The sequence below is a fragment of the Pseudomonas sp. BF-RE-22 genome, assembly GCF_019956155.1.
GTDB lineage: Bacteria > Pseudomonadota > Gammaproteobacteria > Pseudomonadales > Pseudomonadaceae > Aquipseudomonas > Aquipseudomonas migulae.
Window position 1 is genome coordinate 1 of the sequence record NZ_JAHBDD010000063.1, and the last position, 14,045, is coordinate 14,045.

Annotated in this window: 9 protein-coding genes and 2 pseudogenes; 6 read left to right on the forward strand and 5 right to left on the reverse strand. The window is 61.9% G+C overall.

What is annotated here, in order from left to right:
• Nucleotides 1-488 precede the first annotated feature (488 nt).
• Both KGA82_RS24335 and KGA82_RS24340 read left to right on the forward strand, forming a co-directional pair.
• The gene (locus KGA82_RS24335; RefSeq protein ID WP_008033866.1) at nucleotides 489-1,673 is read left to right on the forward strand and encodes an acetyl-CoA C-acyltransferase family protein; all 1,185 of its coding nucleotides are present in this window, start codon (nucleotides 489-491) and stop codon (nucleotides 1,671-1,673) included.
• Between the two features lie 114 nt (nucleotides 1,674-1,787).
• A complete protein-coding gene (locus tag KGA82_RS24340) occupies nucleotides 1,788-4,175 on the forward strand; it encodes a DUF3772 domain-containing protein (RefSeq protein ID WP_223452712.1) in 2,388 nt (795 codons plus the stop codon).
• Nucleotide 4,176: 1 nt separating this feature from the next.
• Here the strand turns inward: KGA82_RS24340 and KGA82_RS24345 are convergent, their stop codons facing one another.
• Both KGA82_RS24345 and KGA82_RS24350 read right to left on the reverse strand, forming a co-directional pair.
• A complete protein-coding gene (locus tag KGA82_RS24345) occupies nucleotides 4,177-5,667 on the reverse strand; it encodes an aldehyde dehydrogenase family protein (RefSeq protein ID WP_223452713.1) in 1,491 nt (496 codons plus the stop codon).
• Between the two features lie 47 nt (nucleotides 5,668-5,714).
• Nucleotides 5,715-6,104 carry a c-type cytochrome gene (locus KGA82_RS24350; protein WP_223452714.1) on the reverse strand — a complete coding sequence of 130 codons (390 nt, stop codon included), beginning with the start codon at nucleotides 6,102-6,104 and terminating at the stop codon, nucleotides 5,715-5,717.
• 276 nt (nucleotides 6,105-6,380) lie between these two features.
• On the opposite strand from KGA82_RS24350, the gene KGA82_RS24355 reads away from it, so the two are divergent.
• From KGA82_RS24355 to KGA82_RS29545, 3 genes and pseudogenes are all read left to right on the forward strand, one after another.
• Nucleotides 6,381-7,703: an alginate export family protein gene (locus KGA82_RS24355; RefSeq protein WP_223452715.1), complete on the forward strand. Its 1,323-nt coding sequence runs from the start codon at nucleotides 6,381-6,383 to the stop codon at nucleotides 7,701-7,703.
• Between the two features lie 373 nt (nucleotides 7,704-8,076).
• Nucleotides 8,077-9,126 (forward strand): annotated as a pseudogene (locus KGA82_RS29540) (HAMP domain-containing protein); the annotation flags it as partial.
• Between the two features lie 261 nt (nucleotides 9,127-9,387).
• Nucleotides 9,388-9,984: pseudogene (locus tag KGA82_RS29545) on the forward strand (methyl-accepting chemotaxis protein); the annotation flags it as partial.
• Between the two features lie 138 nt (nucleotides 9,985-10,122).
• On the opposite strand, the gene hpaC reads toward KGA82_RS29545, so the two are convergent.
• Nucleotides 10,123-10,635, reverse strand: a complete 513-nt coding sequence (gene hpaC / locus KGA82_RS24365) for a 4-hydroxyphenylacetate 3-monooxygenase, reductase component (RefSeq protein ID WP_008033884.1) — start codon at nucleotides 10,633-10,635, stop codon at nucleotides 10,123-10,125.
• 261 nt (nucleotides 10,636-10,896) lie between these two features.
• On the opposite strand from hpaC, the gene KGA82_RS24370 reads away from it, so the two are divergent.
• Nucleotides 10,897-11,526, forward strand: coding sequence for a response regulator transcription factor (locus KGA82_RS24370; RefSeq protein WP_008033885.1), 630 nt, complete (start codon nucleotides 10,897-10,899; stop codon nucleotides 11,524-11,526).
• Between the two features lie 368 nt (nucleotides 11,527-11,894).
• Here the strand turns inward: KGA82_RS24370 and feaR are convergent, their stop codons facing one another.
• The gene (gene feaR, locus KGA82_RS24375) at nucleotides 11,895-12,815 is read right to left on the reverse strand and encodes a transcriptional regulator FeaR (protein WP_223452717.1); all 921 of its coding nucleotides are present in this window, start codon (nucleotides 12,813-12,815) and stop codon (nucleotides 11,895-11,897) included.
• A 151-nt stretch (nucleotides 12,816-12,966) separates the two neighbouring features.
• Nucleotides 12,967-13,914, reverse strand: a complete 948-nt coding sequence (locus tag KGA82_RS24380) for a PDR/VanB family oxidoreductase (protein ID WP_223452718.1) — start codon at nucleotides 13,912-13,914, stop codon at nucleotides 12,967-12,969.
• Between the last annotated feature and the right edge of the window lie 131 nt (nucleotides 13,915-14,045).

The window sequence follows — 14,045 nt, forward strand, 5'->3', positions numbered from 1 at the left end:
GGCTCCTACAGGGGATAGGTGTACATATCCGGAATGAGGGAACGCGTGCACCAAAGAGCCAGGTCGGCTTTCAGGCCGCCTCGGCGGCTGTGGCGGTAGTCGCCCCCTCGAGAGGCCGAGCGCAGGTTCTGCGCAGTGGGCAACCCGGCATGGATGCCGGGTTAGCCGCGCACGGCCAAGGATGGCCGATCGCGGCGGGCCCACGGAGCAGGACCGGAGCGAGGGAATGCCGAGCCTAGGCGAGGCACCGAACGAAAGGGGCAAGAGCCCTTTGGTTACTTTGGGGCTTTTCCAAAGTGACTCGCCGTAAGGGCGAAACCAATAGCCGGCGTTACCGAAGAAACGGATATGCCCCCACCCACCGCAAATGGCAAAAAACACCACCCCCCTTGAGCACTTTCGACCTATCCCAACCAAACCACCGCCCCTAGACTCTTGCCCCCAATAACAGCGCCAAACGCGCACAAGACCGAACCAGGGAAACCCACATGAACCCATCCGACATTTTCGTTATCAGCGCCGTCCGTTCCGCCATCGGCAGCTTCGGCGGCTCGCTCAAGGACGTGCCACCGATTCAACTGGCCACCGACGTCTGCCGCGCCGCCATCGAACGCTCGGGGCTGGCGCCTGAGCACATCGGCCATGCGGTGATGGGCCATGTGATCCCGACCGAAGCCCGCGACGCCTACATCTCCCGAGCGGTGGCGATGAATGCCGGCCTGCCGAAAGAGACACCCGCCTTCAACGTCAACCGCCTCTGCGGTTCCGGTTTGCAGGCAATCGTCAGCGCCGCGCAAAGCCTGATGCTCGGTGATGCGGGCGCGGCGCTGGCCGGTGGCGTCGAATCCATGAGCCGTGGCGCGTATCTGTTGCCGCAAGCGCGTTGGGGCGCACGCATGGGCGACATGCAGGCCATCGACTACATGCTCGGCGTCCTGCAAGACCCGTTTGCCGGTTTCCACATGGGCATCACCGCGGAAAACATCGCCGAACGCTACGGCATCACCCGTCAGGCCCAGGATGAACTGGCCATGCTCAGCCAGCAGCGCGCCGCGCGGGCAATCGCCGAAGGCCGCTTCAACAGTCAGATCGTGCCAATCGAAGTGGCATCGCGCAAAGGCACCGTGACCTTTGCGACCGACGAACACGTGCGTGCCGAGGTCAATGCCGAGCAACTGGCCAAGATGAAACCGGCCTTCAAAAAAGACGGCAGCGTCACCGCCGGCAACGCCTCGGGCCTGAATGACGGCGCCGGTGCGCTGATCATGGCCACCGGTGAGATGGTGCGCGCCCAAGGCCTCAAACCAATGGCCCGGCTGGTCGGCTATGCCCACGCCGGTGTCGAGCCGGAACTGATGGGGCTGGGCCCGATTCCCGCCACTCGTCTGGTGCTCAAGCGTGCCGGCCTGACCGTCGCCGACCTGGATGTCATCGAGTCGAACGAGGCCTTCGCCGCGCAAGCCTGTGCCGTGGCGCAGGAACTGGGCTTCGACCCGGAGAAGGTCAACCCCAACGGTTCGGGCATCTCGCTGGGCCATCCGGTGGGCGCCACCGGCGCGATCATCGCGACCAAGGCCATTCACGAACTGCACCGCGTCCAGGGCCGTTATGCACTGGCGACCATGTGCATCGGCGGCGGCCAGGGCATCGCCGTGCTGTTCGAACGCGTCTGATACGTCCACCCTGCCCCCGTTCAACGGGGGCAGCCGAACAAACTATTGCTCGAAGGTTTGACTGATGACCTAACCTCATAGGCTGAATGACTAACAACTGAGTCAGGCACTCCTATGCGTCATGCACTGAAAGCCATGATTTTCGTCGCTTTCACGCTTTTCGGGGCGGTCCCCGGAATGCTGTTGGCGGCAGACCCTGCGGACATTTCAATGCCCAGGGCGGTTGCCGCGCCCCCCAGCGTTTCCCCAAGCGACCTCCAGGCGTTGCAACTTCGGCTGGACGCCCTCAAACAACAGATCTCGCTGGTTGATAACTACAGCCAGCTGGAGGCCCCGCAGGACCTCGTCCAGATGTTCATGCTGGATGTCGATCGCCTCTCGACCTCGCTGCTTCCCCTGCAGACTCAACTGCGTGCGCAACTGGGTGTGCTGGGGCCTGTCCCGCGTGATGACGCCGCGGCCGAGCAGCCCGATATCACCGCGCAAAGGGTCGCGCTCACCGAGCAAAAAAACAAAATCGACGCCACCCTGAAAACCCTGGCCACCCTGAAAACGAGTGCCACCGACCTCATCACCCAGATTGCCGGCATCCGTCGCAACATGCTGGAAAGCGAACTGACCCTGAGCACCCGAAGCGTCCTGAACCCAGAGTTCTGGTCACCGATCCTGAGCCCTTCGATGGATGATCGACAGCGCTTCGCATCGTTCCTCGGTCAGGCAAGTGAGGTCGTCAAACTGGCCTGGCAACCGGGCCAACGCCTCTACACCAGCGTACTGTTGCTGCTGGCCCTGCTTATCTGGACGCTGGGCCGTCGTCTCGCGGAACGAGGGCTGACGTGGCTTTGCATACACCGGATGCCAGAAGGACGCCTGCGCCGCAGCTCCCTCGCGCTGGCTTCCGTATTGGCCACGGTGCTGACGGTCGGCCTGTCCCTGCAACTGCTGTTTTATGTCTTCACACGCCAGGCTCCGCTGACGCCGACACTGTCGACGTTTTCCCAGGAATTCGAAAAAGTCGCCTACACCTGCGTGCTGATCACCGCGTTGAGCCGCGCCCTGTTGTCCACGAAACACCCGTCGTGGCGGCTGCCGGCGCTTGCCGATCAGGTGGCGCTGTCACTCAAGCCTTATCCGCGGGTTCTGGCGGGCGTGCTGCTGGTTCTGGTGACAATGATCCAGATTACCAACGCAACCGGCATGAGCAGCGGCATCGTAATCGCCGGTCGAGGGGTCGTCGCACTGGTTGTTACGTGCGTTCTGGTGGATTTATTGTGGCGCACCGGCAAAGTCCGCAGAGCCGTCGTGGCGTCTGGCGAAGCCTATGAAGCCGGCAGGACGTTCGCGGGCGTGCTTTACACCCTCGCCAGTCTTGCGATGGTGATCTGCCTGGTTTCCCTCCTGACCGGTTACGTGTCCCTGGCAAGGTTCGTCACCTATGAACTGGTCTGGGGCTTTCTCATCCTCTCCGGTTTCTATTTGCTGATGCAGTGCTTCAAAGATGCCTGCGAATACTTTTTTTCAATCAAAAGCCCCAGCGGCAAGGCGCTCAAGCAGTTGCTCGGCATTGAAGACCGGCGCCTGGAGCAGATCTCGATCGTTCTTTCAGGGGTCGGGCGCGCCGGACTCTTGCTGCTGGCGCTGGTCACCCTGTTCGTCGGCGGGGTCGGCACGACGCTCGGGCAACTGCTCACCAACGTCTTTTCCATTCTCGGCGGCGCCGGGCTGCGCAAACTGAACATCATCCCCGGGCACCTGCTCAATGCCGCACTGGCCTTGCTGATCGGCATCTACCTGATTCGCACGCTGGGCCGCTGGCTGGACAAGGAGCTCCTGCCGAAAACCGAGATGGACCCTGGCATGCGCGCTTCGCTGACCACGCTGTTTGCCAACATCGGCTATGCGTTGGTCATTCTGCTGACGCTGTCATCGTTGGGCGTGCAATGGACGAACCTGGCCTGGATCGTCAGCGCGTTGTCGGTGGGGATTGGTTTTGGCTTGCAGGAGATCGTCAAGAATTTCGTCTCAGGCCTGATCCTGCTGACCGAGCGCCCGGTGAAAGTCGGCGACCTGATCAGCATCAGCGGGGTCGAGGGCGACATCCGCCGGATCAACGTGCGGGCCACCGAAATCCAGCTCAGTGACCGCTCGATCGTCATCGTGCCCAACTCGCAGCTGATCTCGCAAAACCTGCGCAACGTAACCCTGGGCGGCAGCGCCCAAGGGGTGGCGTCACTTGAACTGACCTTCCCCCTGGACATCGACCCCGAACAGGTGAAAGACCTGCTCTACAACACCTACCGCGAGCACGAGACCATTCTCGACAAACCGGCGCCGATGGTGCGCTTCAGCAAACTGACCCCCGAGGGCATCACGCTGACGGTCACCGGCTATGTCGGCAGCCCGAGAATCGTCGGCGTGACCAAGAGCGACCTGCTGTTTGAAATCCTCAAGCGCCTGAGTGACGCCGGTATCGAGCTGGCGAAGCCGGCACCCACGGTGTGAATCAGTGGGCGATGCACACTGATTTCAGCTCGGTGTAGGCCTCGATCACCGCACGACCGAACTCGCGGCCCATGCCGGACTGCTTGACGCCACCAAACGGCATGGCCGGGTCGAGCAGCACGTGGGCGTTGACCCACACGGTGCCGGCCTCGATGCGCGGCACCAGGTTCATCGCTTTGCCGAGGTCATTGGTCCACAGGCTCGCTGCCAGGCCGTAGCGGTTGTCGTTGGCCAGGGCGATCACGGCGTCTTCATCGTCAAACGGCATCACCCCCAGCACGGGGCCGAACACCTCTTCGCGGGCCACCGCCATGCTGTGGTCGATGTCGGCCAGAATGGTTGGCTGCACATAGAAGCCCTCGCCTTCCACCAACTCGCCCCCGGACACTACTCGTGCGCCTTCGCGACGCGCCAGCTCGATGTGCTTGAGCACGCTTTGCTGCTGCTTGCGCGAGACCAGCGGGTTGATCGCCGCTTCGCCGTTCATGCCTGCGCCGATGGGCATCGCCGATACGGCGGCGGCGAGTGCTTCAACGAATTGATCGTGGATCGAGCGATGCACGTAGAAGCGCGAAGCCGCCGCACACACCTGACCGTTGTTCAGCAGACCGCCGAGAATTGCGCCCTGCACGGCTTTTTCGATGTCGGCATCGGCCAGCACGATCATCGGGTTTTTGCCGCCCAGCTCCAGCGAGAACCGCGTCATGTTTTCCATGCACGCCACGCCGACGCTTTTGCCCACCGCCGTGGAACCGGTGAAGGACACTTTGCTCACCAGTGGATGCGCCGTCAGCACACCGCCGACATTGGCACCGCCACCGGTGACGACGTTGAACACGCCCGCCGGAATGCCCGCTTCCAGCGCCAGTTCAGCCAGGCGCATGGCGGTCAGCGGCGTTTCCATCGCCGGTTTGATGATCACCGTGCAACCGGTGGCCAGCGCCGGCATCAGCTTCCACGCCGCGATCAGCAGCGGGAAGTTCCACGGCACGATCCCGACCACCACGCCCACCGGCTCACGCTTGGTGAACGCGGTGAATTTCGCCCCCGGCGGCAGCGGAATCGACACGTCAAAGGTCTGCCCTTCGATCTTGGTCGCCCAGCCGGACATGTAGCGCATGAACTCCACGGTGGCGTTCAGGTCCAGTGCGCGCGCCATGTTGATCGACTTGCCCTGGCTCAGGGTTTCCAGCTGCGCCAGCTCTTCGGCATGCGCTTCTACCAGCGCAGTGAAGTTCAGCAGGATGCGTTCGCGGTCCGCCGGGCGCAGGCCCGACCACACGCCGGACTTGAAGGCTTTATGCGACGACTGCACCGCCTGTTCAACAACCTCCAGCGGTGCGTCGAGGGTTTCGCACAGGGTTTTGCCGGTGGCCGGGTTGACCACGGCAATGCGCGGCCCTTCGGCGAACACCCATTGGCCATCGATAAAGCAGCCGTGGCGGCGGTCAAGGAATGCAGCAACCTGCGGCAGGATTTCAACGTTGCTCATAAATCACCTTTGGTTCAGACGTGTTGTTCAGCCGGATAACGGGCTGATTACTGTTGTTCTTTGAGGAAACACACGACCGCCTGGCGATCGTCGGCCGAAGCCAGGCCCATGTAGGGCATGTAGGTCCCCGGCACGAAGGCCTGGGGTTGGGTGATGAGTTGCGCGATGTTCTCGGCCTGCCAGTTGATGTCTTTGCTGCGCATGGCCTGGGAATAGTTGAAGCCTTCCTGCGAGCCGGATTTGCGCCCGACCACACCCGCCAGGTTCGGCCCCATCATTCCCGTCATGCCCTTCGTCACCGAATGGCAGACCGCGCATTCATTGGCGAAGACCTGGGCGCCATGCCCCTGGTCGGGCGCGCAGTCAGCGGCCAACGCGGTGTGCGCGAGGGTGAGTGAGAGCAGACCGATGAGGGGCAATCGCAGCGAGGTGAACATAGGAAAACGACCTTGAAAATCCGCGCTCATCCATTGAGCGGCAACACGGGAGCGCCGACGCAGCGGTGCATCGACAGGGTTGAGAGGGATTGTCGATGGTCAGTGATGCGCAGGTTTTGCCCTGCGTGCCAGTCGTATTGGCGAGGCTGCCAAACCGGGCATTTTGGCAAGCACAGCCAACTCTTTGGCAACCACACAAAAGGCCGGAAAAGTTCCGCGCCTTAGTATCGAAAAAGACCGCAAACCTGCGCTCAAGAACAAGAACGGATGCCACACATGCTCAAGTCCCCCTTGCTGCGTCTCTCTACACTTGCCCTGATGATCAGCGCCGGCCAAGCCGGCGCGTACGAACTCTACGCCGATGACGACAGTCACCTGAACGCCACGCTGGAAGCGGTCTTCGGCATCTTCCACAGCCAGGAAAACTACGCGCTGTCCGGCCGCCTCGACCCGGGTTCTTCGTCGTGGCGCGAGGGCTACATCAAATATGGCCTGAGCTTCGACAAGGGCCTGGCCGGTGTCGGCACCGCGTACGGCGCGGCGAACCTGCTCAGCTCCGGCACCTGGGGCGACGGCGATGCCGCAGGCTTCAGCGACGGTTCGGAACGCACCACCAAATTCGAAGACGCCTACCTCGGCTGGCGTTCGGGCAAGCTGTTCGACGTGCTCGGCGAGGACGGCGTCGACCTGTCCTTCGGTCGCCAGAACATCGTGGTCGGTGATGGTTTCCTGATTAATGGCGACGCGCTCAACTTGGGCAAAGGTCTGGCCGACGGTGAGTTCAACCGCGGAGGTGCGTACTGGCTGGCGGCGCGCAAAGCCTTCGACGAGACTGCCGTGCTGCGCCTGGGAGGCAAGGAAGGCTGGCGTGGCGACCTGATGTGGTTGAAATCCGATAACCGCGCACAAGCGAAAACCGAAATGTACGTCGGCACGCTTGAGCATGTCGCCGAAGCAGGCACGGTCGGCTTGACCTACATCGACACCACCGATGTCGACGAAGAATTCGCCTCACCGATGCAGCTTGAACGCGACGGCATGAAAACCTACAGCCTGCGCGCAGCCGGCAATGCCGGGGTGCAAAACCTGTTCCTCTCCGGCGAATACGCCAAGCAGGACAAACCCCACACCAGCACCGAAGACGCCTGGTACCTGGAAGCCGGCTGGACCTTCGCCGACGTGGCCTGGACGCCAAATGCCAGCTACCGCTACAGCCGTTTCTCGGAAGGTTATGACACGCTGTTCTATGGTTTCAGCCGTGGCTTCGGCACCTGGTTCCAGGGTGAGGTCGCCGGCAACTACGCCGGCCCGTTCAACACTAACTCGCGTATCCAGCAGGTCAAGTTCACCGTCTCGCCGCTGGAGAACCTGACGGTCGGTGCGATGTATTTCAACTTCGACACCATCGACCGCAACCTCGGCAATACCGATGGCCACGAAGTCGATCTGTATGCCGAATGGCACGTCAACGAGCACCTGACGGTGATGCCGCTGATCGGCCTCTATCAGCCGGACAAGAGCGCCGACGAGGGTGGCACGCAGCTGGGTAGCAACGACAAGAACCTCTACAGCCAGGTGATTTTCGCCACTACGTTCTAAGCCCCCACGCAATCCCTGTAGGAGCGAGCCCGCTCGCGATGGACGTCAACGATGACGCGTGTTGCCTGAATGAACGCGTCGTCCAGACATCTTTCGCGAGCGGGCTCGCTCCTACAGGGGACCGTGTCATGCCTCAAGGAAAAAGGCCTTTCCAATGCACAAAAAATTCCTGACGATTCAGAGCAAGATCGCCCTGCTCGCCGGCCTCTGCCTGCTGTTGGTGGTGGGTTTGCTGATGGGTTTGTCGCTGTATCAAACCCATCGGAGCAGCCAGCAAGTGGCCGAGGCCAGCAGCGAAATGCTCGCCAACGCCGCCAAGGAACACATGCAGGCGCTGGGCAAAGTGCAAGCGATGCAGGTGCAACGCACCTTCATGCAGACGCACGAATATGGCCAAGGGTTGTCGCGCTATCTGCTCTACCTGAGGCAGTTGCAACATCAGGGCAACCTTACCCGTCCACAACTGCGCCAGGAGCTGAGCACCCAGCTGCACCAGGCCCTGATCGACAAGCCCGACCTGCTCGGGCTTTATGTCATTTTCGAACCCGATGCCCTGGACGGCGCCGACGCTGGTTTCGTCGATCAGGCGGCCATGGGCAGCAACGAAACCGGGCGCTTTTCGCTGTATTGGGTGCAAAGCAAACCCGGCGAACTGCAAGCGGTGATCGGCGACGAAGCGCTGCTCGCCAACACCTCGCCCGGCCCCAGCGGCGCGCCCTACAACGCCTTCTACACCTGTGCCCGTGACACCCGCAAAGCCTGCGTGTTGGAGCCATATTTCGACGAGGCCTCCGGCAGCCGCAAACTGGTGACCAGCATCGCGTTCCCGCTGCTGGACCATGACAAGGTCATCGCCGTGGTCGGCCTCGACATCAACCTCGCCGCCCTGCAACAGAACAGCGAAACCAGCGCGCGCCAACTGTTCGACGGCAACGGGCAGATCAGCATCGTCAGCCCGCGCGGGGTGATTTCCGCCAACAGCCAGGACGTCAGTCGCCTCGGGCAACCGCTGGACAATGTAGAGGTGATGGACACCTTGCGTCAGGGCCAGCCGAAAGTGTTCGTCGATCAACAGCAGATCAAAGTGCTTGAGCCGCTGGCACCGATTGCCGGAGCGGCGCCGTGGGGCGTATTGGTCGGCGTGCCGCAGAACGTGCTGCTCGCCCCGGTCACCACGCTGCAACAGGAACTCGATGCGCAAGCCGTGCGAAGCACCGCGCTTGAGCTGTTGCTGGGCGGCGGCTCGGCGCTGCTTGGCCTGGTGTTGATCTGGTACGCGGCGTATCGCATCACCCGGCCGCTGCAACTGCTGACGCGGGTCATGGAGGATATTTCCCGGGGCGAAGGCGATCTGACCCGACGCCTGGCCGTGCAATCAAGGGATGAAATCGGCCAACTGGCGACGGCGTTCAACCGCTTTGTCGAACGTATTCACCATTCCATTCGCGAGGTGTCTTCGGCGGCGCTCGGCGTCAACGAAGGCGCCAAGCGTGTGCTGTTGGCGTCCAACGCATCGCTGAGCAATTTCGATGAACAATCGACCCGCACCAACAGCGTCGCCGCTGCGATCAACGAACTGGGCGCCGCTGCCCAGGAAATTGCGAACAATGCCTCCGATGCCTCGCAGCAAGCCTCCGCCGCGCGCCAACAGGCCGAAGACGGGCGTCAGGTGGTCGAGCGCACGATTGAGGTGATGAACGAACTGTCCGGAAAAATCAGCGCGTCGTGCGTCAACATCGAAGCGCTGAACAGCAAAACCGTGAACATCGGGCAAATCCTCGAAGTGATCAAAGGCATCTCCCAGCAGACCAACCTCCTCGCCCTCAACGCTGCCATCGAAGCAGCACGGGCGGGTGAAGCGGGCCGCGGCTTTGCCGTGGTCGCCGACGAAGTGCGCAGCCTGGCCGGACGCACACAGACCTCGGCGGCAGAGATTCAGCAGATGATTGAAGCACTGCAAGTCGGTGCGCGTGAGTCGGTGACAACCATGACCGAGAGCCAGCAGCACAGCGAGGAAAGCGTCAGCATCGCCAACCTCGCCGGCACGCGACTGGGCAGCGTGACGCAACGCATTGGCGAGATCGACAACGTCAACCAATCGGTCGCCGCAGCCACTGAAGAACAAACCTCGGTGGTCGAGGCGTTGAACGTGGACATCACCGAGATCAACACGCTGAACCAGCAAGGAGTGGAGAACCTGCAATCGACATTGCAGGCATGTACCGAGCTGGAGCGCGAGGCTGGGCGGCTGAATCAGTTGGTCGGGAGTTTTCGCATCTGAAGGCAGCGGTGCCTGATCTACCGCTATCGCGAGCAAACGGAACGCCGCCCGGCTGCTCCTACAGTGACCGCGTCCGTCCGGGCACCCCGGTCACCTGTAGGAGCGAGGCTTGCCCGCGATGAACGATAACGCGGTGTTTCAGCAAGCCGCCACAGCATGCTCAATCCGATGAAACAACCGGTTGAAATACACCAGGCTATCGCCCTCCCCGCGCACACCCACCTTCGACAATTCCACAAACATCACCGAATGCGACCCGACTTCCTTGCACTCGCTGATCCGTCCTTCCAGCTGCACCAGCGCATCACGCAGCACCGGCACGCCCGTGTCGCCGCCGTCCCACAAGTCCCAGGCAAACCGCTCGGCCATCGGCACCTGGGTCATGCCGGCGAAGTGTCGGGCCAGTTCTTCCTGTTCGCCGCACAGCACGTTGACGCACAGCCGGCCGTTGGTGCGGAACACATCGTGGGTGGCGCTGTTGCGGTTGACGCACACCAGCACGGTCGGTGGCGAATCCGTCACCGAGCACACGGCGCTGGCGGTGATGCCGCAGCGACCGCCGGGGCCGTTGGTGGTGATGATGTTCACCGCCGCCGGCAGTTGCGCCATGGCGTTGCGAAAGTCGATTTGCTGCTGGCTCAGGTTGGCCATGTCGGTGCCCCTTCCTTCAGGAGGACCGCGCGTTCGCGGCCCGTGGGTGATGGAACAAGACTAAAGCCCGGCGTGGCGCGCAACCATTCTGACGATCCCCATGCCGAGGTAGGCTTTCCGCTAGTCGACTAGGTGGTTTCTTTATCGTCAGGGCCCGTCGCAGTGGGTATTCTGCTAAAAGGCGCCAACATAGGTGTCGACGTCCGCCGCAGCGTGCACGCGTGCGAAAACAATAATTAGAAAATCTCGTGGCAACCCCTGATGGAAACCCGCAAACCGATTGTTTATATCGTTGATGACGACAAAGACCTGCGCACCTCGCTGGCCTGGTTGTTGGAGTCGGTCAGCGTCCAGGCGCAATGCTTTGCCGGCGCTGAAGAGTTCCTGAGCCAATACGACCCCAAGCAACCGGCGTGCCTGGTGCTGGACGTGCGCATGCCGGAAACCAGCGGCTTTCAGCTGCAGGAAATCCTCAACCAGCGTGGCAGCACCCTGCCGACGATCTTCGTGTCCGCCCATGGCGACATTCCGATGTCGGTGACGGCGATGAAGAACGGTGCGCTGGATTTCGTCGAGAAACCCTACAACCCGCAGCAGATGATCGACCGCATACAAGCGGCGCTGAAGACCGCCGTGCATGCCCAGGCCGATCAGCAGCAACGCCAGCACCTGCAAGGCAAACTCGCCCTGCTGACGAGCCGTGAACGGGAGGTGTTGATGCTGGTGATCGATGGCAAGGCCAGCAAGGTCATCGCCCGGGAGCTGAACATCAGCGTGAAAACCGTTGATGTGCACCGGACCAAGATCAAGGAAAAGATGGGCGTGACCAGCATTGCCATGCTGGTGCGCGAAGTGCTGCATTTGCCGGTGGATGAGCCGTCTCGGCATTGAGGGATCTGCGGCGGTCATGAGACCGCCATCGCCGGCACATTCAACATCAATGGTGCCTGATACTCCGCCATCGCCAGCAAGCCGGCTCCTACAGGGATCCGCAGCGAACACAAGGTATGTGCACGGCAAAGATCTACTGTAGGAGCCGGCTTGCTGGCGATGAGGCCGGCACATTCAACATCAATGGCGCCTGACACTCCGCCATCGCCAGCAAGCCGGCTCCTACAGGGGTCTGCAGCGAGCTCAAGGTATGTGCACGACGAAGATCTACTGTAGGAGCCGGCTTGCCGGCGATGGGGCCGGCACATTCAACATTGATGGCGTCTGATGCCCTGTGATCGCCGGCAAGCCGGCTCCTGCAGGAGAGGTCAGTTGTGGCTGTAGCGCTTGCGATAAGCGCCCGGCGAGACGCCGAAGCGGGATTTGAACGCTGAGGAGAAGTAGCTGGAATCGGAAAAACCCCAGGCGTAACACAGCGCCGAGAGCTTCTGCTCGTCAGGTGAGCGGCGCAGGTTTTCCGCGCAGAAATCCAGGCGCCGGTGCTTGATGTATTGCGCCACCACCAGGCCGCGCTTGGAGAACATCCGGTACAACCCGCGCACCGAAATCCCTACCTCACGGGCAATCAGCTCGGGGCACAGGTCTTCGGCGCCGATGTGTTCGTCGATGTAGGCGATGATCTTGCGAAACTGTCGCTCGTGGGCATCTGCGCCGCTCTCGCGGGCACTGATCCCGGGCAACAACAGGCTGACCAACGCATCCAGTACCGCTTCGCTTTCCTGCATGTCCAGGCCTTCCTGCTGCCGGGTATCCAGCACCAAGCGGTTGGCCATCGCCGCCAGAGGTGTACTGGCCGCGATGCGTGTGGCGCAGTTGACCGCATTGAAATGCGAACCGCGCTCGACCACCTGACGCGGCAGGATCAGCGACAACTGTCGGGAATCCTCGTTGTAGGTCATGTCACTCGGGCGGCAGGCGTCGATCAGGGCGATGTCGCCCGTGCCCAGTTGAGCGCGGTTGTCGCCCTGCTCCAACCGGGAACTGCCACGCATCTGGAACACCGCGTAATAGTGGCCGTCGCTGCTGACGCTGACGTCCTTGCTGGTGCGATACAGGTGCACGTGCGCCATGTCGACGACACTGAGGTTGATCGCGCCGCTGCGATATTCCGCCAGCTCACCGTAGAAATCCGTATCCAGGGCCCGGGCATCGAAACGCCCGCAGGCCTGGTTGACCTGGCTCAGCCAGCTTTCGAACGCCTCGTTGCGAACCGCCGAAGAAGTCATCATCACTGCAAAGCCTCACGCATTTTATTGTTATTTTTCGACCGCTTCGTCGAGCGGTTCGGCAAATGTTACTGACCTTGGCTGTCTCCTCCTTCGACGGCCGTCGGGCCCTATTCAACAGGCTCCGGCGCTGGCTTGCCAGCCTTCCCTTGCGTTAGATGTCCAATACCAGACGGGCGGAAACGGCGCGGGAAACGCAGGCGCAAATCTGTTTGTTGGACGCCTTTTCCTTGTTCGACAAACAGTTGTCGCGGTGCTCCGGCACACCGTCCAGCACCTCGACGATGCAGGTGCCGCAGATGCCTTCGCGGCATTCAGTGTCGATGTCACAACCGTGAGCCTGCAACACATCGACCAGACTCGCGTTGGCCGGCACCTGAAGCACCACGCCGGAACTGGCCAGCTCCACTTCAAAACCGCCACTCGGACCGGCATTCGCTGCGGGATCGGCCTGGAAATGCTCAAGGTGGATCGCATCGTCGCAACGGCTGCGCGCCGCCACTTCCACCACTTTGTTCATGAAAGGCGCCGGGCCGCAGGTGTACACGTGTGCGGTACTGCCCGCGTGGTTCAGGCACTCACTCAACGTGACATCCATGTCACCCGGCTCGATGCCGTAGTGGAACTGCACATGCCCGGCGAACGTGCTCGCCAACAGCTCGGCGAACGCTGCGTATTGCGGCGAACGGGCGAAATAATGCAGGTGCCACGGCTGGCCGTTTTCGCTCAGCCGATAAGCCATGCTCAGCAGCGGCGTGACGCCGATACCGGCCGCGCACAGCACATGTTCGCTGGCCGTCGGGTCGAGGCGGAACAGGTTGCGCGGCGCACCCATTTCCAGCTCCATGCCCTCTTCCACCTCGTGCAGCGCCGCTGAACCGCCACGGGACTGCGCCTCTTTCTTCACCGCCACCAGATAAGCGCGGCGGTCCTGGGGCGGGCTGCACAGCGAATATTGGCGGGTCACCCCGGTCGGCCCGGTCAGGTCGACGTGGGCACCCGGTTCATAGGCGTCGAGCGGCTGGCCGTCACTGCGCACGAGGCGAAAGGAACGGATATCCAGCGCTTCGTCGACGATCCTTTCGATCTTCACCTTCATCATTGCATCACCTGAAATACGGTTGATTTTGTTTTTACGGCACCTGCGGGCACCTGCGTTTGTCTGGTGTAAAACACCTTGTAGGAGCCGGCTTGCTGGCGATGGCGGCCTTGAGACTTGCATCGCCGGTGAGG

Bases quoted from the DNA above. Each gene is read 5' to 3' on its own strand.
- KGA82_RS24335 (WP_008033866.1), top strand. From the start codon at position 489: ATGAACCCATCCGACATTTTCGTTATCAGCGCCGTCCGTTCCGCCATC.
- KGA82_RS24340 (WP_223452712.1), top strand. From the start codon at position 1,788: ATGCGTCATGCACTGAAAGCCATGATTTTCGTCGCTTTCACGCTTTTC.
- KGA82_RS24345 (WP_223452713.1), bottom strand. From the start codon at position 5,667: ATGAGCAACGTTGAAATCCTGCCGCAGGTTGCTGCATTCCTTGACCGC.
- KGA82_RS24350 (WP_223452714.1), bottom strand. From the start codon at position 6,104: ATGTTCACCTCGCTGCGATTGCCCCTCATCGGTCTGCTCTCACTCACC.
- KGA82_RS24355 (WP_223452715.1), top strand. From the start codon at position 6,381: ATGCTCAAGTCCCCCTTGCTGCGTCTCTCTACACTTGCCCTGATGATC.
- hpaC (WP_008033884.1), bottom strand. From the start codon at position 10,635: ATGGCCAACCTGAGCCAGCAGCAAATCGACTTTCGCAACGCCATGGCG.
- KGA82_RS24370 (WP_008033885.1), top strand. From the start codon at position 10,897: ATGGAAACCCGCAAACCGATTGTTTATATCGTTGATGACGACAAAGAC.
- feaR (WP_223452717.1), bottom strand. From the start codon at position 12,815: ATGATGACTTCTTCGGCGGTTCGCAACGAGGCGTTCGAAAGCTGGCTG.
- KGA82_RS24380 (WP_223452718.1), bottom strand. From the start codon at position 13,914: ATGATGAAGGTGAAGATCGAAAGGATCGTCGACGAAGCGCTGGATATC.